Origin of the sequence: Streptomyces adelaidensis (assembly GCF_016598475.1) — a bacterium.
GTDB classification, from domain to species: Bacteria; Actinomycetota; Actinomycetes; order Streptomycetales; family Streptomycetaceae; genus Streptomyces; species Streptomyces adelaidensis.
This window is the reverse complement of the sequence record NZ_JAEMUX010000017.1, coordinates 41,368-61,450: the sequence shown is the minus strand read 5'-3', so window position 1 is coordinate 61,450 and position 20,083 is coordinate 41,368. Positions and strand designations below refer to the sequence as shown.

Here is a 20,083-nt window from a genome sequence, read left to right as displayed (position 1 = left end):
CCCTGGACCGGAGGTGAGGGGGGACTCCATGGGAATGGGAGACAAGCGTGACGCCTCCGGCATGCCCTGCCGGGAGGTGTCCCGTGGGTGCGGTGGGGCGGCCGGGCGTGGCACGGTGGTGCGGGTCGCGGCCATCGCCAGCCTGACCCCGCTGGAGGAGCTGGAGGCCGATCCCTTCCTGGTCGACTCCCGCAGCCAGCACGCCATGTGCGCCCGCTGGGCCGCCGAGCGCGGCTATGTCGTGACGCGCGAGCTGCTCGTACGCGCGCTGCGCCCGGACCACGGCGCCCTGTGGGCCGATGTCGACGCCGGCCTCGTCGACCTCTTCGTCGCCCCCAGCCGCCGCGTCCTCGAACGCGCCCTCGCCTCCGTCGACGACTTCACCGCCGAGTGCGCGAGACGCGGTATTCGCGTCGAGACCGTCGGCCGCGCCGAACCCGCGTACGACGCCCAGATGAAGGCCAGTGTCCACCGCCGTCTGTCCATGCCGACGGCCGGGTACGACGGACGCTGAGCCCTGCTCGCCGGCGGTGCGCGCAGGGCCGCACCCGCCCGCTCGCACGCCTGCCCAGGTGTGCTCGCGCGTGCCCCGTCCCTGCCTCCGTGCCACCCCTCGGGCGGCGCCCCGGCGCCCCCGGCGTGTGACAGGCTGGGCGCGGGACCAGGACGTGAGGTGGCCGGGCGTGGGCGGTGGGCGTTGGCGGAGGGTGCTGAGCGGAGTCTGGCGGATGCTCGCCGTGTGGGCCGTGTCCACGCTGACGATGCTCGTGCTCGCGGGGGCGCTGCCCGACTTCAGGCTGCAGTCCGCGGACGGCAGCACCGCCACGCAGATCGCCGTGACCGCCGCCCTGGGCGCCGGGATGTTCGGCCTGCTGTCCTCCCTGGCGTGGCCGCTGCTCGTCCGGGCGTTGCTGCTCGTACCGGCTCTCGTGCTCGGCCTGCTCGTCTTCTTCCTCAACGGCTCGCTGCTCCTGCTCGCCCTGTGGGTCAACCCCTCCGGACAGGGTGAGGCCGCGCCCGAGACCGCCGTGGTGGTCGCCGCGGTGATGTCCGCCGTCGCCTCCGCCACCGGTGGTGCCCTCGCCGTACGGGACGACGACGCGTACCGGCGGCGCCTCTACCGGCTGGCCGACCGCAGGCGCAGGCACGCCCGCGGCCGGCCGGGGCCCGCCGGTCCCGGCGCCCTCTTCCTCCAGCTCGACGGCGTCGGCCACGACGTCCTGGAGGCGGCGATGGACAAGGGCCTCATGCCGACCGTGGCCCGCTGGCTCGGCCGGCCGGCGGCCGGGGCCACGCGCGTACCGCCCACCCCCCGGCCCACCCACCGGCTCACCCCGTGGCGCACCGACTGGTCCAGCCAGACCGGCGCCAGCCAGCTCGGCATCCTGCACGGCACCAACCACGACGTGCCGGCCTTCCGCTGGTACGAGAAGGACAGCCGGGAGGTGATGGTCTGCAACCGGCCCTCCAGCGCCGCCGAACTCCAGCGCCGGGCCATCGACCGCACCGGCGACGGCGGACTGCTCACCGTCGACGGCGCCAGCCGCGGCAACCTCTTCAGCGGCGGCGCGGACCAGCTCGCCCTCGTCCTGTCGATCGCGGCCCGCCGGGACAGGCGGAACCGGTCCCGCGCCGGGTACTTCGCCTACTTCTCCGACCCCGCCAACGCCGTCCGCACCGCCTTCTCCTTCGTCGCCGACGTCCTGCGGGAGACCGGCCAGTCCACCCGCGCCCGGTTCGCCGGACAGCGGCCCCGCGTCAAGCGCGGCGGCCTCTACCCGTTCATCCGCGCCTTCGCGACCGTCGTCGAGCGCGATGTCGTCGTCGCCGCGGTGATCGGCGACATGTTCGCGGGCCGCGCGGCGATCTACGCGGACCTGGTGGCGTACGACGAGGTCGCCCACCACTCCGGCCCGCACAGCCGGGACGCCGAGCAGGTCCTCGAACGTCTCGACCGCTCCCTCGCGCTGATCGCGCAGGTCGCCGAACACGCCCCACGCGCCTACCGGATCGTCCTGCTGTCCGACCACGGCCAGAGCCCCGGCGAGACCTTCCTCGGCCGCTACGGCCTCACCCTCGGCAGCCTGGTCCGCGCCGGCTGCGGCCTGCCCGTACCGAGGCGCGCCGAGCGCACCCACAGTGGCGCCGAGGCACGGGCGGCGGTACGGGCCGCGCTGCGCATACCCGTCGAGGAGGGCGTCGAGGAGTACCGGCCTACCCGTCGCTCCGAGCCGATCGTCCTCGCCTCCGGCAACCTCGGCCTCGTCTCCTTCCCGGACGTGCCGCACCGGATGAGCCGGGAGGAGATGGACGCCCGTCACCCGGCGCTGCTGTCGACGCTCGCCAACCACCCCGGCATCGGCTTCGTCCTCGTGCACAGCGAGAAGCACGGCGGTGTCGTGCTCGGCGCGCACGGCGCGGAGATCCCCGTCGACGAGCTGAGCGACGAACACCCGGGCCCGCTCGCCGACTTCGGGCCCGGCGCCGCCGACGCCGTCCGCCGTACGCACACCTTCCCGCACGTCGCCGACATCATGGTCAACTCCTGGTACGACCCGGCCGAGGGCGAGGTCCTCGCCTTCGAGGAACAGATCGGCTCCCACGGCGGTCTCGGCGGCTGCCAGTCCCGCCCCTTCCTGCTGTCCCCGCTGGCCCTCTCCGCGCCGGTCGAGGAGGACGAGCAACTGACGGGCGCCGAACAGATCCACCGAGTACTGAGGCGGTGGCTGCGCGAATCCAACGGCCCGCAGGTCCCGTTGCCGGCCCACACCGACGCGCCCGACAGGGGCGCGGGGAACCGCGCGACAGGCCACGAGGGACCCGCACCCGCCAAAACACAGAACCCGGCGGACGCATAGGCACCCGCACTCGAAGAAGAACGCACCCGAGTGTGATCGGATGGGGGCACGGAACCCGGCAACGGGACCCCATCGAAAGGACACATCGTGGCAACCACGCGCACCGCACACACGGTCTGGGAGGGCGAGCTCCTCAAGGGCAGCGGCACCGTCACCTTCGACTCCTCCGGCATCGGTTCGCAGCCGGTGTCGTGGCCGTCGCGCGCGGAGCAGGCGAACGGCAAGACCAGCCCCGAGGAACTGATCGCGGCCGCCCACTCCAGCTGCTTCTCCATGGCGCTCTCCCACGGCCTCACCGGCGCGGGCACCCCGCCCACCCGCCTGGAGACGAAGGCCGACGTGACCTTCCAGCCCGGCGAGGGCATCACCGGCATCCACCTCACCGTCCGCGGTGAGGTCCCCGGCCTGGACGCGGACGGCTTCCAGTCGGCGGCCGAGGGCGCCAAGAAGAACTGCCCGGTCAGCCAGGCCCTGACCGGCACGACCATCACGCTGACGGCCGAGCTGGCCTGACCTGCGGCTCCGCTCCACGACGGCCGGACAGGCGCCCCAGCGGGCGGCCTGCCCGGCCGTCGCCGTGACACGGCTCCGGGCCGGACGCCGTCGTGCGCCCCGCAGATGAATCCGTTACGCCCCCACCCCTGAGCGCGGACCGCCGCCCACCCCATTGACAAGAACTCACTCAAGTTTTGTGCTGGAGGGGGGAACAGCTGGCGGAACCTTGCTGGAAGGGGACGGCGATGGGACGCGCGGTCGGAATCGATCTCGGTACGACGAACTCGGTGGTGGCCGTACTGGAGGGCGGCGACCCGACCGTCGTGGCCAACGCGGAGGGACAGCGGACCTCACCGTCCGTGGTGGCCTTCGCCAAGAACGGCGAGGTCCTCGTCGGCGAGGTCGCCAAGCGGCAGGCCGTGACGAACGTGGAGCGCACCGCGCGCTCCGTCAAACGCCGTATGGGCGACACGCATTGGCGCTTCCCCGATCAGGGTTCCGTGGACGGTACGCGCTACCGGGCCCAGGAGCTGTCGGCGCGCGTCCTGCAGAAGCTGAAGCGGGACGCCGAGTCGTATCTCGGGGAGGACGTCACCGACGCCGTCATCACCGTGCCCGCCTACTTCGACGACGCCCAGCGGCAGGCGACCAAGGAGGCGGGGGAGATCGCGGGGCTGAAGGTCCTGCGGATCGTCAACGAGCCGACGGCGGCCGCCCTCGCGTACGGCCTCGACCGGGGCGAGGAGCAGACCGTGCTCGTCTTCGACCTCGGCGGCGGCACGTTCGACGTCTCGCTGCTGGAGATCGGCGAGGGGGTCATCGAGGTGAAGGCCACCAACGGCGACACGCGTCTGGGGGGCGACGACTGGGACCAGCGGGTCGTCGAATACCTCGTCAAACGCTTCAAGGGGCAGTACGGCATCGACCTCGGCAACGACAAGATGGCGCTCCAACGGCTGCGCGAGGGCGCCGAGAAGGCCAAGATCGAGCTGTCCAGCTCCTCCGAGACCTCCATCAACCTGCCGTACGTCACCGCCTCCGCCGAGGGCCCCCTCCACCTGGAGGAGAAGCTGACGCGCGCGCAGTTCCAGGAGCTGACCGCCGACCTGCTCGACCGCTGCAAAACGCCGTTCCACCAGGCCGTCAAGGACGCCGGGGTCAAGCTCGCCGCGATCGACCACGTCATCCTCGTCGGCGGCTCGACCCGGATGCCCGCCGTGACCGACCTGGTGAAGGAACTCACCGGCAAGGACCCGCACAAGGGCGTGAACCCCGACGAGGTGGTGGCCGTGGGCGCCGCGCTCCAGGCGGGCGTCATCCGCGGCGACGTGAAGGACGTCCTGCTGCTCGACGTCACCCCGCTGTCCCTGGGCATCGAGACCAAGGGCGGCATCATGACCAAGCTCATCGAGCGCAACACCACCATCCCCACCCGGCGTTCGGAGATCTTCACCACGGCCGCCGACAACCAGCCCTCGGTCGGCATCCAGGTCTACCAGGGGGAGCGGGAGATCGCCGCGTACAACAAGAAGCTGGGCGTCTTCGACCTCACCGGGCTGCCGCCGTCGCCGCGCGGGGTGCCGCAGATCGAGGTGGCCTTCGACATCGACGCCAACGGCATCATGCACGTCTCGGCGAAGGACCTGGCCACCGGCCGCGAACAGAAGATGACCGTCACCGGCGGCTCCGCCCTCCCCAAGGACGACATCGACCGCATGATGCGGGAGGCCGAGCAGTACGCCGACGACGACCGCCGGCGCCGCGAGGCCGCCGAGACCCGCAACCACGCCGAGCAACTCGTCTACCAGACCGAGAGGTTCCTCCGCGAGAACGAGGAAAGCGTCCCCGCCGACGCCAAATCCGAGGTGGAGGCCGCGACCGCCGACCTCAAACGCCTCCTGGAGAACCCCGAGGACACCGCCGCCCTCCGCGCCGCCACCGAGAAACTCGCCACCGTCAGCCAACGCATGGGCCAGGCCATGTACGCGGCGGCCGCCGCCGGCGGTTCACCGGGCGACTCGGCGAACGACGCGTCCTCGGGTCCTGCGGAGGACGAAGGCGTAGTGGACGCGGAGATCGTGGACGACGAGAGGGATCAGAAGGGCACGAAGGGGGGCGCCGCGTAGGGCGGCGGTCCGGGGCGGGGGCGGAGCTGAGACCGGCCTCAGTACTTCTCGCGGTAGTGCCGCAGGATCTCCGTGGTCCGTTCGGCGGAGGCCGCGTGCGCGGCCATGTGGTCGAGGACCTCCAGGTGCATGGCGACCTCACCGCGGGAGTCGAGGTAGAGCGCGCCGGTGAGGTACTCGGTGTAGACCATGTCGGGAAGCTCGGGTTCGGCGAAGCGGAAGAGGGAGAACGGGGCGTACGTGCCCGGGTGGGGCCCACTGGCGAACTCGGAGACCTGAAGGGTGACGTGGTCCTTCCGGGTGATCTCCAGGAGGCGGTCGATCTGGTCGCGCATGACCTGGGAGCGGATGCTCACCGGCCGCAGGAGGGCCGTCTCGTCCATGATGACCCAGAGGTGCGGAGGGTTCTCCTGAGTGAGGAGCTTCTGCCGGGCCATGCGCAGCGACACATGGCGTTCGATCGTCTCGGGGCCGGTCTGCCCGACCGTTCCGGCCTCCATGACGGCCCGCGCGTAGTCCTCGGTCTGCAGCATCCCGGGCACGAAGTGCGGCTCGTACTGCCGGATCAGATGCGCCGCGCCCTCAAGGCTGACGTACACGCTGAACCAATCGGGCAGCACATCGTGGAACCGCTGCCACCAGCCGGGCTTGTTCGCCTCCTCGGCCAGCCTCACGAACGCCGCGACGTCGTGCTCGGCGATGCCGTACGTCGTCAGCAGGACCTGGACGTACGGGATCTTGAGCGAGACATCCGCGGTCTCCATGCGCCGTACGGTCGCCGGGGCGACCCGGAGGACGCGTGCCGCCTCCTCGCGCTTGAGCCCGGCGGCCTCGCGCAGTTCCTGCAGCCGTCTTCCGAGGACCACCTGGCCCACGGTGGGGGCGGCCCGCCGCTCACTCACGCCACGCCTCCCCACGCGCCGAAGTATGCGACCAGTCTGTCATGTTCCGGTGGACATCTCATGGGGCCGGGTCATCCGTGAGTGGAGGTACGTGACCGTAGCCGGGTCGGCCGGGAGAAACGTCTCGATGGCCGGCTCGGCCACTGTCACGTCCATGGGGGTGTTGAAGGTGGAGACCGACGAGACGAAGGAGAGCACCCGGCCCTCGTGCTCGATCCGCATCGGCAGCGCGAAGTAGGGGCTCGCCGCGGCTCCGGGCTCCCGGCCCCCGTCCCCGTCCGGATCCTCCTCGGGCGTGCCCGGCGGCAGCGGATACGCCGCCACATCCTCGTACAGCGCGCGCAGCGGTTCCCAGCGGCGCAGGGCGATCTGGCGCTCCAGCCGGTCCAGCAGATGGCCCCGCCAGGCGCGCAGATTGCGGATGCGGGGTGCCAGGCCCTCGGGGTGCAGGGTCAGCCGCAGGCCGTTGAGCGGTGCTGCGAGCAGGGAGTCGGGGATGCCGTCCAGCAGCATGGCGATGCCTTGGTTGGCGGCCATGACGTCGTACGTCGCGTTCATCACCAGCGCCGGATACGGCTCGTAGCCCTGGATCAGCCGTTGCATGCCCTCGCGCAGGGCCGCCAGCGCCGGATCGTCCAGCGGGGTCTCCGGGTAACGCGGGGCGTAACCGGCGGCCAGGAGCAGCGCGTTGCGCTCCCGCACGGGTACGTCCAGGTGCTCGGCGAGCCGCAGGAGCATCTCCTCGCTCGGCCGGGAGCGGCCCGTCTCGACGAAGCTGATGTGCCGTGCCGAGGAACCGGCCCGCAGCGCCAACTCCAGCTGGCTGAGCCGACGTTGCTCCCGCCAGGACCGCAGCAGCGGGCCGACGCCCTGGTCGGCGGGGGTGGCGGGGCGGTCCGCGGCGCGGGTCGGGACAATGGTCATGCGAAGAACGTAGTCGAGGCGATCGAGGTGTGGCGCGTGTACAACCCGTGGAACCCGTCCTGGGAGGCGACGGCCGTCTACCGGGCCCGGGTACGAGGATGCCTGCTGGGCGGGGCGGTCGGGGACGCGCTCGGCTATCCGATCGAGTTCGCCTCGCTCGACATCATCCGGTCCCAGCACGGCGGCCGCGGGGTGACCGGGCTGGTGCCGGACGGCGAAGGGGTCGTGGGGCGGATCAGCGACGACACCCAGATGACCCTCTTCACCGTCGAGGGACTCCACCAGGCCCACGAGCACGAGCGCCTCAAGGGAGCCGACGGCACCTGGACCGAGCTGCTCCGGGGCGCCTACGGCCGCTGGCTCGACACCCAGCGGCAGCCCGGCCCCGACCCGCGCGCCGGCTCCGGCCTCGCCGCCCTCCCCTGGCTGTACGCCCTCCGCGCCCCCGGCAACGCCTGTCTCTCCGGCCTCGCCCAGCCGTTCCACGCCGAGCCGGCCGTCCCGCCGGGCCGGCCCGGGCCGATCAACCCGGACTCCAAGGGCTGCGGCACGGTCATGCGCTCGGCCCCCTTCGGGCTGGCCCGCGTCCCGGCCGAGACCGCGTTCGAGCGGGCCGTACAGGGCGCCCGTATGACCCACGGCCACCCCACCGGCTACTACGCCGCAGGCGCCCTGGCCGCCATCGTCGCGTATCTGGTGGCCGACGAGTCGCTGGAGGGCGCCGTGCTGCGCGCACTGCGGCTGCTCGCCCGCCACCCCGGCCACGAGGAGACCAGCACGGCCCTGAACCGCGCCCTCGACCTGGCCGCCGAGGGAGCGCCCACCGCCGAGAAGGTCGAGTCCCTGGGCGCCGGCTGGATCGCCGAGGAGGCCCTCGCCATGGGCGTCTACTGCGCTCTCGCCACCCACAGCGTCACGGAAGCCCTGCTCCTCGCCGTCAACCACTCGGGCGACAGCGACTCCACCGGCTCCATCTGCGGCAACCTCCTCGGCGCCCACTACGGCGACCACGGCCTGCCGCACGACTGGGTGGCGGTGACGGAGGGCCGCGCCGACATCACCGTCCTGGCGGACGACTTCGCGACGGAGTGCGCAAGGATCTGAGAACCGTCCGACCAGGGACCCGGCGGCCGGGCTGTGGCAGGCTGAGAGAGACCGCACGTCATGGAGGGGACGTCACGGAAGGAGTCGGCCATGGCCGTCGAAGCCTTGTCGCAGAAGGAGATCGAGGACCGGCTGGCGGAGCTGCCCGGTTGGTCGCTGGACGGGGACCGGATCGCCCGCTCCTACCGGCTGGCCTCGCACCTCGCGGCGACCGCGCTGGTCGTGCACATCGCCCGGACGCAGGAGGAGCTCGGCCACCACTCCGATCTCACCCTCGGCTACGACACCGTCTCGCTGACCATCAGCACGCACAGCGCGGGCGGCGCCGTCACCGAGAAGGACTTCGAGCTGGCCCGCAAGGTGGAGGCGCTCGCGCCCGGCCACGGGGCGGGCTGAGGCGGGTGCTGGACTACAACAAGGAAGCGGTCGACTACGACGCGCTGCGCGGCGGCGAGCCCCGGGCCGAGGCCGCCGCCGAGGCGGTGCTCGGCCTCGTCCCCGAGGGCACCCGCCGGCTGCTCGACCTCGCCTGCGGCACCGGGATCGTGACCCGGCGGTTCGCGGCCGGGCGGCACGGGATGCGGGTGACCGGCATCGACCTCACGCACGCGATGGCGAGCCGGGCCGCCGAACGGCTGCCCGGCTCCGTCGTGATCGCCGACGGCCGCCGACTCCCCTTCCGGGACGGGGAGTTCGACGCCGTGACCAGCGTGTGGCTGCTGCACCTGCTGGGCGGCGCCGAAGACGTACGGACCGTCGTCGCCGAGTGCGCCCGGGTGCTCCGCCCCGGCGGGGTCTACGTCACCACCGTCGACAAGGCCGCCGCCCACAACGTGGGCAGCGACATCGACGCCGTCCTCGCCCCACGCCCCCGGACCCCGGCCATGGACACCGCGGCGACCGTCGAGAAGTACGCCGACGAACACGGCCTGCGCACCAACGGACACGCCCGCTTCCCCGGTCGTGGCCAGGGCCGAAGCCCCCGCCGCACCGTCGCCGACCTGCGGCGCGGCTGGTTCGTGACGCTGCCGCCGGGCGACCCGCGCGCCGACGGGTTCGCGGTCCGGCTCGCGGCCCTGCCCGACCAGGACCGGGCCCGCCCGGACCCGGAGTTCACCCTGCGCGCGTTCCGCAAGGGCTGAGCGTCCGGGTTCAGGAGACCGTCGGCCGGCTGGGCCACCCTCAGGGTGCCGATCGAGTCGGTCGAACACGCTCAGGGCGAGTTCCTGCGGCTGGGTGCGGACATCGAGGTGCTGGCACCGGGCGAGCTGCGCGCGAGGATCGGCCGCACGGTCGCCGAACTGGCCGAAAGGTACGGCAACGTGGCCGGGAACGGCGGCGACTGAGAGGCGGAACCCGTCCGTCCTTTCTGGAGGTTCGTCACGTGCAGCACCCGCACAGGTACCACAGACGCCGAGCCCTGCGCTCGGCGGTGACAGCGGCCCTCGTCGCCGCCGGACTCGTCACCTTCACCGTCACCCCCGCCGAGGCGGCCACCGCCCGCCAGGTCGAGGCCCTCGACCGAGGCGTGGTCAGTGTGCACGTCGACAGCGGCAACCTGGTCAGCTGGCGCTGGCTGGGGACCGACCCGAACGACGTGTCGTTCAACGTCTACCGGGCCGGTACGAAGGTCAACTCGACGCCGGTCACCGGCTCCACCAACTACTTCCACTCCGGGGCGCCCTCCCAGGCGGACTACACGGTCCGGGCGATCGTGAACGGAGTGGAGCAGGGCGACTCGGTCCACGCGGTCCAACTCCGCACCGGCTACAAGGACGTACCGATCAGCGCGCCCGCGGGGGGCACCACCCCGGACGGCGTCGCGTACACCTACGAGGCCAATGACGCCTCCGTCGGGGACCTCGACGGCGACGGCGCCCTGGAGTTCGTCCTGAAGTGGCAGCCGACGAACGCCAAGGACAACTCGCAGTCCGGCTACACCGGCAACACGATCATCGACGGCATCAAGCTGGACGGCACCCGCCTGTGGCGTATCGACCTGGGCCGCAACATCCGCTCGGGCGCGCACTACACGCAGTTCCAGGTGTACGACTACGACGGTGACGGCAAGGCCGAGATCGCCGCCAAGACGGCGGACGGCACGGTCGACGGCGCCGGCACGGTCATCGGCAGCTCGTCCGCGGACCATCGCAACTCCAGCGGCTACATCCTGTCCGGCCCCGAGTACCTGACCATGTTCAACGGCCAGACGGGCAGGGCGATGCAGACCGTGGACTATGTCCCGGCCCGCGGCACGGTCTCGTCCTGGGGCGACTCCTACGGCAACCGCGTCGACCGCTTCCTCGCCGGGACGGCGTACCTGGACGGCGCCCGCCCCTCGCTGATCATGGCGCGCGGCTACTACACCCGTTCGGTGATCGCCGCCTGGGACTGGCGGAACGGCTCCTTCACCCGCCGCTGGACCTTCGACACCAACTCCTCCACCAACAGCGGCAAGGGCTTCGACGGGCAGGGTTCGCACAGCCTCTCCGTCGGTGACGTCGACAACGACGGCAAGGACGAGATCGTGTACGGGGCGATGGCCGTGGACGACAACGGCAACGCCCTGTGGACCACCAGGACGGGCCACGGCGACGCCCAGCACCTGGGCGACCTCGACGCGTCCACCTCGGGCCTGGAGTACTTCAAGGTCTCCGAGTCCACCTCGCAGCCCGCCGAGCTGTACATCAACCCGGCCAACGGCGCGATCCGCTGGCAGCTCGCCGCCTGCTGCGACAACGGCCGGGGCGTCGCCGGGGACATCTACGCCGGCAACGACGGGCCCGAGATGTGGTCCGCCTCCGACTCGTCCATCCGCGACGAGGGCGGCGCGACGAAGGGCCGGGAGCCCTCCTCCGTCAACTTCCTCTCCTGGTGGGACGGCGACCCGGTCCGTGAACTCCTCGACGGCACCCGCATCGACAAGTACGGCACCTCCTCGGACACCCGCCTGCTGACCGGCTCCGGGGTGTCCTCCAACAACGGCACCAAGGCCACCCCCGCCCTCTCCGGCGACATCCTCGGCGACTGGCGCGAAGAGGTCGTCTGGCGCACCAGCAGCAACACGGCGCTGCGGATCTACTCGACCCCCGTCGAGACCGGCACGAAGATCACGACCCTGCTGCACGACACGATGTACCGCACGGGTCTGGCCTGGCAGAACACCGCCTACAACCAGCCCCCGCACACCAGCTTCTTCATCGGGAACGGGATGCCCACGGCACCCAGGCCGACGGTGTACACGCCATAACTCATGCGACACGAACGGGTGTATTTTCAGCCGTCCTAGTGACGTCGGCGGACAAGGGCGGGACCATCCGTCGATGACCTTGTCCCGCCTCGTGACCGCCGCTCCGGCGATCATCACGCTGATAGCCGCCACGGTGATGCTCTTCTGGTGGATCCGCCACCGTGACGACGAGGACGAGTGAGGGCGCGCGCCGACCCGGCGCGCGCCCTCTTTCTCGTCCTGCCCGGGGGTGTCAGGTCACCGCGCAGGACTGGTCACCGAGCTTGAACGCGGTCGGTTTCCCGTTCGTCCCCGACCAGCTTCCGGTGAAGCCGAAGCTCACCGACGAACCCGCCGCCACGTTCCCGTTCCAGCTGATGTTCTTCGCCGTGACGGCCGACCCCGACTGGGTGTGGTCGGCGTTCCAGAGCTGGGAGACGCTCTGGCCGTTCGGGAAGGTCCAGCCCAGCGACCAGCCGGTCCACGCGCTCGTACTCGTGTTGGCCAGCCGCACGTCCGCCTGGAAGCCGCCCGACCACTCACTGGTGATCTTGTACGTCACCGCGCAGGCGCCCGTGGGCTCCGGCTCCGGGTCGGGATCGGTACCGCCGCCTCCTCCTGCCGAGTCGGAGGAGTCGCCGTAGACGACGCCGCGCCCGTTCGTCGCGACGTAGACCCGGCCGTAGACACGCGGATCACCCGTGATCGCCGCGCCCGTCCAGCCCCACTGGTGGGCGTCGTCGTTGATCCGGGTCCAGGTCGCGCCCTTGTCCGTCGAGCGGAAGATGCCGCGCACGCCGCCGATCTTGGCGCTGGTGTAGAGGGTCTGGTACGAGGCCCCGGTGGCCGCCTTGCCGAAGCCGATGGTGTCGGCCTGCTCGACGTTCGAGAGCTTGGTCCAGGTGGTGCCGCCGTCCGTGGAGTGCCACAGACCGTAGGCGCCGTCCGTCGCGCCGCCCGCCAGCCACACATCACCCTTCACACCGGCCAGCGCTTTGAAGCGGACGCTGTCACCGCCGGGCAGGCCGGTCGCCGAGGAGGCGGTGAAGGTCGCGCCGCCGTCCGTACTGACGTAGAACTTCCCGGACTTGAAGCCGTAGAAGGTCTTCGGGTCCACCCGGTCCGACTCGACGATCGCGCCGGCCGGGATGCCGCTCGACGCCGACCACGAGGTGCCGAAGCCGGTCGCGTACTGCACGCCGGTGCCGTCCGGGCTCCACACGAACCGGCTGCCGTCCGAGGCCGCCGCGACCGTACCGCCGCCGCTGACGCCCGAGGGGTCGGTGCCCGCGAACCAGTTGGCGCCGTTGTCCGTGGAGAAGGCGATGTGCGGGCCGGAGTCCAGGTCGCCGACCCGGACGACCGTGTTCGGGTTGGACTCCGCGTAGTCCAGGCTGGTCGTCGTCGTGAAGTTCGGCGAGGTGAACATCATCGACGGGACCTTCGTCAGGTCCGTGTGCCGGAAGCCGCCGATGTCACCGAGCGCGCTGAGCAGCGGGGCGCCGGACGGGGGAGAGGCCAGGTCGAGGACCGCGGTCTCCTCCAGGCCCTGCACCATCGGTTTGATGGTGAACTGGCCGCCGCTGTCCCAGTTCCCCAGGTTCTCCGTGCCGTAGACCGTCGCGCCCGTCCCGTACATCATCCGGTTCGAGTCGAACGGGTCGATCTCCAGCGCCTCCGTCATCCAGCCCAGCTTCGGCGCCTGCTCCGGCGGCGACGGGTTCGCGCCCCAGGTCAGCCAGGGCGACGACGACACATCCATGGTGTAGCGGTTCGAGCGGTTCGGGTACGACGAGTAGTCCCACGCCTTGGTCCAGGTGGCGCCGCTGTCCGTCGAGCGGAAGATCTGGGTGTCCGGCCACCAGGAGCTGTACGCCGTCGCCATGACCGTGCCCGGGTCCGAGCGGTCGACCGTCAGCCCGCTGAACCCGTAGTACGTGTCGGCCTCCGCCACCGGGCTGATGTCCGTCCAGGCGCCCGTCGCGGTCGCGTACCGCCACAGCCGGCCCTTCCCGCCGTCGTACGGGCCGCCCTTGTCGCTGTAGGAGAGGTAGAGGTGTCCGTTCGTCGCGTCGAGGACGCCCTTGTGGGCCAGATAGCCGGTCGGCTGGCCGGCCACCCGCGACCAGGTCGCGCCCGCGTCCGTCGAGCGGTAGACCGCGTTGTCCTTGTCGGCGACCCCGACGTAGATGCTCTTCGTCGCGTTGCCGGACGTGCCGGTGGTCTCGTCGAAGGTGACCCAGACGATGCCCTGGTTGTCGGACGCGTAGCCGCTCGTGTCGCTCGCGTCCTGCACGTAGTTCCCGACGTTGGGGAAGTCCGTCACCTGCGACCAGGTGACCCCCGAGTCCGTCGACCGCCACAGCCCCTTGCCGCTGGGCGCGCCCAGATACAGCACGCTGTTCTTGTTCGGGTCCACCGCCAGGCGCTCGCCCATGCCCCGCCCGGGCATGTTCCCGCCCAGCTTGAACGGCAGGTTCGTCCTCGCCCAGCTCGCGCCCCGGTCCGACGACCTCAGGATCGCCCCGTTCCCCGGGTCCCAGCTGTTCGTGTACGTACCGGCCGCCACGTACACCTTGTTCGGGTCGACCGAGTCCGACGCGAGGCTCACGACACCCGTGTGCCCCCAGTTGTCCCAGCCGACCGAGTCGAGCACCGGGGTCCAGGTCTTCGACGACTGCACCCAGCGGTAGGCCCCGCCGATGTCCGTACGGGCGTACGCGAGGTTCTGCTCCTCGCGGTTGAAGACGATGCCGGGGACGAAGCCGCCCCCGTCGATACGGGCGTTCTTCCAGGTGTAGGTGTCGGCGGCGATGGACACCGGCTTGTCGGCCTTCTCGGCGCCGAGCGCGGGTGGGGATCCCGCGAGAAGACCGGCCGCGAGGGCCAGGACGGTGGTGAGGATGCGGGTTCTTCGCAACGTGGGGGTCCTCTCCTGACGAGTGGGGGGAAGTTCTCAGAAAAGGGCACAGCAACCCCGCGCCCTCAAGGGGCGCGGGGAACTGCGCGACCAGCCACGGATCACCCGCGGCCGACATACGACCCGGAGCTACTCCAACAACTCCGCGTACGAACCCATGGCCAAGGCGATGTCCGCCTGAGCCCAGAACCGGTGATACGTGAACGACGGCGCGGCCCCGCCGGCGAGATACGCCTCGATCTTCGACCAAGCCGGATCGTCCTCGTAGAACGACCGGATCGAGTCGAACGTCGACGACGAGTTGATCGCGTCCCCGTTCGGCATCGTCCCGGTCCACCCACTCGGCACGTACACCCCGTCGTCGAACCGGTTGTAGTCGGCCCGGGTCTCAGGAACGGCGATGCCGAGCGAGTCCTGGTGGTGGTCCCACATGCCGTCGAGCAGCGCCTTCGCGACCCGGGCCGCGTCGGCGTCCCCGGAGCGGTCGGCGTAGTACGTCAGGGTCTTGGCGTACGCGGCCGCCACGCCCACGTCGTCGGTGTAGTCGGCGACGGTGACGTGAAGTCCCGCGTTGGCGCCGGGACTTGACGCACTCCAGGTGTCGGGCGCGCCGGACCACTGCAAGGTCGACGGAATGCGGTACGTCCCGTCCGGGTTGATCGTGGTCTTGGACAGCGCCCAGTCGACCCACTTGTCGAGGACGGTCTTCGCGGCGGCGTTGCCCGTCTGCTGGTAGTACTCGGCGACGCGCTCCATGGACCAGGCCTGGAAGCCGAACCACTGGTTGGACGCCGGGTCGTGGTACACGGGCTTCTCGTCGTAGAACATGCCGTAGAAGGTCGGCGTACCGGCCGGGGGAGTGGCGTACCGCCCCGCCCAGCTGTTGGTGGCGCCGCCCGCGATGCCGCCCTCGTCGGCCTGCAGCCAGCGGTAGAACTCGATCTGCCGGTTGAGGGACGTGGCCCAGTCCGCCTGCCCGGTGGCCGACTTGGGCTTCAGCGGGGCGTAGTTGGCGAGGGCGTACGCGGCCAGCGGGTTCTGGTAGCCGCCGTGCGTGTGACTGGAGCCGATGCGCCAGGCCCAGCCCGCCGCGGTGTCGGTGGCGCCGCCCCACGCGTAGTACCAGGACATCAGGTAGTGGGACGCGTCCTTGCCGGTACCGGCGGGGCAGCTGGTCGCCCCCACACAGTTGCCGATCTTCTTGAAGTACTTGTCGTACATCGAGTAGCGCAGATAGTCGCCCATCTTCGCGGCCTTGCCGATGGTCGCGGAGACGTCGGCGCCCTTGCCCTGCTCCTTGGCCCAGATGTCCGCCCAGTACGCGGCCTGCACGGCACGCGCGTCGGCGTCCGGGGCGTTGGTGAACTTCCACTGCTTCGAGTACGACGCGTCACCGGTGAACAGGTCCAGGTACCCGTTCGTGCCGCCGTACTTGAACTGGTCGCAGGTGGGCTGCGGGACGGTCTCCCACACGGACTCCTGCGGGCCGCGCTGGAAGGTGTTGATGTACGACGGGCCGGTGTCGGTCGGGCCCGCCTCGCACTTGCCGGGCGAGTTGCCGTAGCCGTAGACGTTGTCGACGTCCTGCAGCCAGTGCATGCCGTACACGTCGTCCGTGCCGTACGCGCTCTTCAGCTCGGCGGCGATGGGGTCCGGGCCGACCGAGACACCGGTGTTGAGCTGCGCCGGATACTCGTTCGGGGTGTCGTGCTCGGGCGCGTACGTCGCCGGCTTGGAGGCGTTGTAGAAGGAGTTGGTCGGCTGGTCGGCGTGGGTCGGGATCATGAACTTCTCCATGATGTCCCAGGCCCCGTTGAACTTGGACCAGTCGCCCGTCACCTTGCCGTACATGGCCTGGAGCCACAGGAGGTAGCTGTACGCCTCCGACGTGGTCTCATGACCGTGGTCCGGCGCCTCGACGATCAGTGTCTCCACCGAGTGGTAGGGGATGCCCTCGGGGGAGAAGTAGCCGTTCGCCGGGTTGGTGATCTTGCCGTACAGCTCCAGGAACCGTGCGTCGTACTCACCCGACGAGGCCAGCTGGGTCACGGTCACCGCGGCCTTGGCATGGCCGGTGGCCGTCGACTCGAAGACCGCCGAGCCGGTGCCCGAGGCATTGGCGCCGATGGTCACCTTCTGGGCGGTGTTCCAGTTCGACGACGTGAAGGTCAGCGACGCGCCGCCCGTCACGGAGAGCCCGGTGTTGCCGGACGCCCGCGCGGTCGTCACCGTCACACTGCCCGACGGCTGTGTCGAAAGTTTTACGTCGTACGTGCCCGACTCACTTTGCCGCACGCCCAGTTGGGTCGGCGAGACCACCACGGCGGGACCCGAGGCGACCGTGATGCCGACCGGCGTGGAGTCCGCCGACGCGCCCAGACTGTCGTACGCCTTGGCGACCAGCGAGTGACCGCCCACGCTCAGCCCGGTGGCCGAGAACGTGTACGGCGAGGTCGTGTCCGTGCCCAGCAGGGTCGTGTCGTCGTAGAACTCGACCTTGGAGATCGTCGCGCTGTCCGCGGCGGCCGCGGTGGCCGCCATCGGCACCGCGTCGCCCTGCGAGTACACCGCGCCCGCGGTCGGGCTGGTCAGCACCGTGATCGGCGGCTGGTGCGCGCCCACACAAGGAGTGCCGTTGACCGCGAAGCCGGCCGGCGCCGCGTTCGTGCCGCTGTACGTGAACTGGGCGCCGGTGGTCACCGCGGCCCCGACGGCGATCGTGCCGTTCCAGGACAGGTTGCGTGCCGTGACCGTCTTCCCGGACTGCGACCAGGTGCCGTTCCAGCCGTTGGAGAGCGTCTGGTTGCCCGCGTAGGCGTACGTCAGGGCCCAGCCGCTGATGGCCTCGGTGCCCCGGTTGGTGATCGTGAGTTCGGCGGTGAAGCCCGAACCCCAGTCGTTCGTCTTGTAATCGACGCTGCAGGCAACTGCCGCTGCGCTTGCGGGAGTTGAACCCGCACTCAGCATCGTCAGGGGGAGGGCGAAGGCCGCGACCACGGCGGTCCACAGGCGCCGCGTGATGCGGCGTCCGGGTCTGGGGTGCATGCTCTGGTTCCTTCCGTGCGGCTCTTACGAAGGTGGGGGCGGAGCAGCAACAACAAGCCTTGAACCAGTGGGAGCGCTCCCATATTGAGGAGAGGGGTGCTAGGGGTCAAGGTGCTTGAAGAGTCGAAAAGATTCGACGAGGCGAAAAGATTCGTCACGCGCAATAACGCAACACCTCTGTCTTTTACCGTCACTTGGCGCTACCTTCACCAACACCAGTGGGAGCGGTTCCATCAGTCGACACGTCCGTCACGGACGTCCGATCTGTAAGGAGTCGCTCATGCGACACCCCCCGCGTTCAGGTCTTTTACTCGTCGGCGCGAGCGTCAGCGCCGCGCTCATCGCGTCGTGGCCGGAGAGCACCGCCGTGCCCGCGTAGATGCCGCCCAGGTCCCGCTGGGCGCCCACGAGATCGGCGAGAACACCCGGAACCGCTCTTCCGGGTCCGCCCTGCCCGGGCCACTTCGGTCCCCCTCGGGACCACCATGTGCACCTCGCTCGGAACCTCCCGTACACCCCTCTCGGAACCTCCCGTACACCCCTCTCGGAACCTCCACGTAAACCCCACTACGGAAGAGGAAACCCGCACTCATGAGCCGTACCAGAACAGCACTCCTCGCGGCGTTGGCGCTGGTCGCCGGCGCCGCCGGGACCGCGATAGCCGCCGTACCGGACGACGTCGGCGCCAAGGCGATCCCCTGCACGGTCGACTACAAGGTGCAGAACCAGTGGTCCACCGGCTTCACCACCGCCGTGACGATCACCAACAACAGCGCCGCGAAGTCGTCGTGGGCAGTGAAGTGGTCGTACGCCGGGAACCAGACCGTCACCAACGGCTGGAACTCGAAGCTCACCCAGAGCGGCACCACCGTGACGGCCGCCAACGAGACGTACAACGGGTCGCTCGCGACCGGCGGTTCGGTCAGCTTCGGCTTCAACGCCACCTACAGCGGCACCAACGCCCTCCCGACGACGTTCACGCTCGACGGCGTGACCTGCAATGTCGACGACGGCGGCGGCGGACCCACCGACCCGCCGGACCCGGGCACCCCCGGCGCCAAGGTCGACAACCCCTACTCGGGCGCCAAGGTGTACGTGAACCCCGAGTGGTCCGCGAAGGCCGCCGCCGAGCCGGGCGGCAGCCGGATCTCCAGTCAGCCCACGGGTGTGTGGCTGGACCGGACCGCCGCCATCGAGGGCGTGGGCAGCGGCATGGGCCTGCGCGACCACCTCGACGAGGCGCTGGAGCAGAAGGGCTCCGACCAGCTCGTCGTCCAGCTGGTCATCTACAACCTGCCCGGCCGTGACTGCGCGGCCCTCGCCTCCAACGGCGAACTGGGCCCGACGGAGATCGGCCGTTACAGGACCGAGTACATCGACCCGATCGCGGCCATCCTCGCCGACGCGAAGTACGCGTCCCTGCGGATCGTCACGACCGTCGAGATCGACTCGCTGCCCAACCTCGTCACCAACACCGGCAGCCGCCCGACGGCCACCCCCGAGTGCGATGTGATGAAGGCCAACGGCAACTACGTCAAGGGCGTCGGCTACGCGCTCAACAAGCTCGGTGACGTGGCGAACGTCTACAACTACGTCGACGCCGGCCACCACGGCTGGATCGGCTGGGACGACAACTTCGGCGCCTCCGCCACGGTCTTCAAGGAGGCGGCGACCGCCGAGGGCGCCACGGTCAACGACGTCCACGGCTTCATCACCAACACGGCGAACTACAGCGCTCTGAAGGAGAACAACTTCACCATCGGCTCGACGGTGAACGGCACCTCCGTCCGTGAGTCGGACTGGGTCGACTGGAACCGCTATGTCGACGAGCTCTCCTTCGCCCAGGCCTTCCGCACCCAGCTGGTCTCGGTCGGCTTCAACTCCGACATCGGCATGCTGATCGACACCTCCAGGAACGGTTGGGGCGGCACCGCACGGCCCACCGGCCCCGGCGCCACGACCGACGTCGACACCTACGTCAACGGCGGCCGCTACGACCGTCGTATCCACATCGGCAACTGGTGCAACCAGTCCGGAGCCGGCCTCGGTGAGCGTCCGCAGGCGGCCCCCGCGACCGGCATCGACGCCTACGTCTGGATGAAGCCCCCGGGCGAGTCCGACGGGTCCAGCTCCGCCATCCCGAACGACGAGGGCAAGGGCTTCGACCGCATGTGCGACCCGACGTACACGGGCAACCCGCGCAACGGCAACAACCTCTCCGGCGCCCTGCCGAACTCACCGCTCTCCGGGCACTGGTTCTCCGCCCAGTTCCAGCAGCTGATGCAGAACGCCTACCCGGCGCTGTAAGGCCGATCGGCTGAACCGGTCCGCCAGGGGTGAGCAGTGCTTCCCCCAACCCCTGGCGGACCGTTCCGGCGTGTGCGCATACCGGTGGCGGGTCGGTGTGAGCTACGTCACGATGGCGGAGGTGGGCGGGAGCGATGAGTTCCGGGCGGCGGGGTGGTCTTCACCGCCGTCAC

At 70.5% G+C, this 20,083-nt stretch carries 14 protein-coding genes; 10 read left to right on the top strand and 4 right to left on the bottom strand.

From position 1 onward, the window contains the following. Positions 1-34: 34 nt before the first annotated feature. The 4 genes from I8N67_RS12700 to dnaK all read left to right on the top strand — a co-directional run bounded on the left by I8N67_RS12700 (position 35) and on the right by dnaK (position 5,479). Positions 35-514 (top strand): hypothetical protein, encoded by a 480-nt coding sequence (locus I8N67_RS12700; RefSeq protein WP_200303177.1) that lies wholly within the window; start codon positions 35-37, stop codon positions 512-514. Between the two features lie 214 nt (positions 515-728). Then, positions 729-2,858, top strand: coding sequence for a phage holin family protein (locus I8N67_RS12695; protein ID WP_200303176.1), 2,130 nt, complete (start codon positions 729-731; stop codon positions 2,856-2,858). Positions 2,859-2,945: 87 nt separating this feature from the next. Next, positions 2,946-3,371, top strand: coding sequence for an OsmC family protein (locus tag I8N67_RS12690; protein WP_200303081.1), 426 nt, complete (start codon positions 2,946-2,948; stop codon positions 3,369-3,371). Between the two features lie 227 nt (positions 3,372-3,598). Further along, positions 3,599-5,479, top strand: a complete 1,881-nt coding sequence (dnaK, locus tag I8N67_RS12685; protein ID WP_200303079.1) for a molecular chaperone DnaK — start codon at positions 3,599-3,601, stop codon at positions 5,477-5,479. 38 nt (positions 5,480-5,517) lie between these two features. Here dnaK and I8N67_RS12680 read toward each other — a convergent pair whose 3' ends face one another. Further along, on the bottom strand, positions 5,518-6,381 hold the full coding sequence (locus tag I8N67_RS12680; protein ID WP_200303072.1) for a Sco1979 family transcriptional regulator: 864 nt from the start codon (positions 6,379-6,381) through the stop codon (positions 5,518-5,520). A gap of 39 nt (positions 6,382-6,420) precedes the next feature. Next, complete coding sequence (locus I8N67_RS12675; RefSeq protein WP_200303070.1) at positions 6,421-7,305, bottom strand: helix-turn-helix domain-containing protein; 885 nt, start codon at positions 7,303-7,305, stop codon at positions 6,421-6,423. A 36-nt stretch (positions 7,306-7,341) separates the two neighbouring features. Between I8N67_RS12675 and I8N67_RS12670 the strand changes: the two genes are divergently transcribed. The 5 genes from I8N67_RS12670 (at position 7,342) to I8N67_RS12650 (ending at position 11,659) form a co-directional block, all read left to right on the top strand. Continuing rightward, positions 7,342-8,409: an ADP-ribosylglycohydrolase family protein gene (locus I8N67_RS12670; RefSeq protein WP_200303068.1), complete on the top strand. Its 1,068-nt coding sequence runs from the start codon at positions 7,342-7,344 to the stop codon at positions 8,407-8,409. A 90-nt stretch (positions 8,410-8,499) separates the two neighbouring features. Further along, a complete protein-coding gene (locus tag I8N67_RS12665) occupies positions 8,500-8,805 on the top strand; it encodes a 4a-hydroxytetrahydrobiopterin dehydratase (RefSeq protein ID WP_200303067.1) in 306 nt (101 codons plus the stop codon). A gap of 5 nt (positions 8,806-8,810) precedes the next feature. Continuing rightward, on the top strand, positions 8,811-9,551 hold the full coding sequence (locus tag I8N67_RS12660) for a class I SAM-dependent methyltransferase (RefSeq protein WP_200303066.1): 741 nt from the start codon (positions 8,811-8,813) through the stop codon (positions 9,549-9,551). A 45-nt stretch (positions 9,552-9,596) separates the two neighbouring features. Then, on the top strand, positions 9,597-9,755 hold the full coding sequence (locus tag I8N67_RS12655; protein ID WP_307835219.1) for a WCX domain-containing protein: 159 nt from the start codon (positions 9,597-9,599) through the stop codon (positions 9,753-9,755). A gap of 38 nt (positions 9,756-9,793) precedes the next feature. Then, the gene (locus I8N67_RS12650; RefSeq protein WP_200303065.1) at positions 9,794-11,659 is read left to right on the top strand and encodes a rhamnogalacturonan lyase; all 1,866 of its coding nucleotides are present in this window, start codon (positions 9,794-9,796) and stop codon (positions 11,657-11,659) included. A 232-nt stretch (positions 11,660-11,891) separates the two neighbouring features. Here the strand turns inward: I8N67_RS12650 and I8N67_RS12645 are convergent, their stop codons facing one another. Together I8N67_RS12645 and I8N67_RS12640 are read right to left on the bottom strand one after the other, a co-directional pair. Further along, entirely contained in the window at positions 11,892-14,558 is a 2,667-nt protein-coding gene (locus tag I8N67_RS12645) for a cellulose binding domain-containing protein (RefSeq protein WP_200303064.1), read from the bottom strand. Positions 14,559-14,687: 129 nt separating this feature from the next. Next, positions 14,688-17,603 carry a glycoside hydrolase family 48 protein gene (locus I8N67_RS12640; protein WP_200303063.1) on the bottom strand — a complete coding sequence of 972 codons (2,916 nt, stop codon included), beginning with the start codon at positions 17,601-17,603 and terminating at the stop codon, positions 14,688-14,690. A gap of 591 nt (positions 17,604-18,194) precedes the next feature. Here I8N67_RS12640 and I8N67_RS12635 point away from each other — a divergent pair. Then, positions 18,195-19,910, top strand: a complete 1,716-nt coding sequence (locus tag I8N67_RS12635; protein WP_200303062.1) for a glycoside hydrolase family 6 protein — start codon at positions 18,195-18,197, stop codon at positions 19,908-19,910. Positions 19,911-20,083: the final 173 nt, after the last annotated feature.

Bases quoted from the DNA above. Each gene is read 5' to 3' on its own strand.
- I8N67_RS12665 (WP_200303067.1), top strand. From the start codon at position 8,500: ATGGCCGTCGAAGCCTTGTCGCAGAAGGAGATCGAGGACCGGCTGGCG.
- I8N67_RS12635 (WP_200303062.1), top strand. From the start codon at position 18,195: ATGAGCCGTACCAGAACAGCACTCCTCGCGGCGTTGGCGCTGGTCGCC.
- I8N67_RS12695 (WP_200303176.1), top strand. From the start codon at position 729: ATGCTCGCCGTGTGGGCCGTGTCCACGCTGACGATGCTCGTGCTCGCG.
- I8N67_RS12700 (WP_200303177.1), top strand. From the start codon at position 35: ATGGGAGACAAGCGTGACGCCTCCGGCATGCCCTGCCGGGAGGTGTCC.
- I8N67_RS12640 (WP_200303063.1), bottom strand. From the start codon at position 17,603: ATGCACCCCAGACCCGGACGCCGCATCACGCGGCGCCTGTGGACCGCC.
- dnaK (WP_200303079.1), top strand. From the start codon at position 3,599: ATGGGACGCGCGGTCGGAATCGATCTCGGTACGACGAACTCGGTGGTG.
- I8N67_RS12675 (WP_200303070.1), bottom strand. From the start codon at position 7,305: ATGACCATTGTCCCGACCCGCGCCGCGGACCGCCCCGCCACCCCCGCC.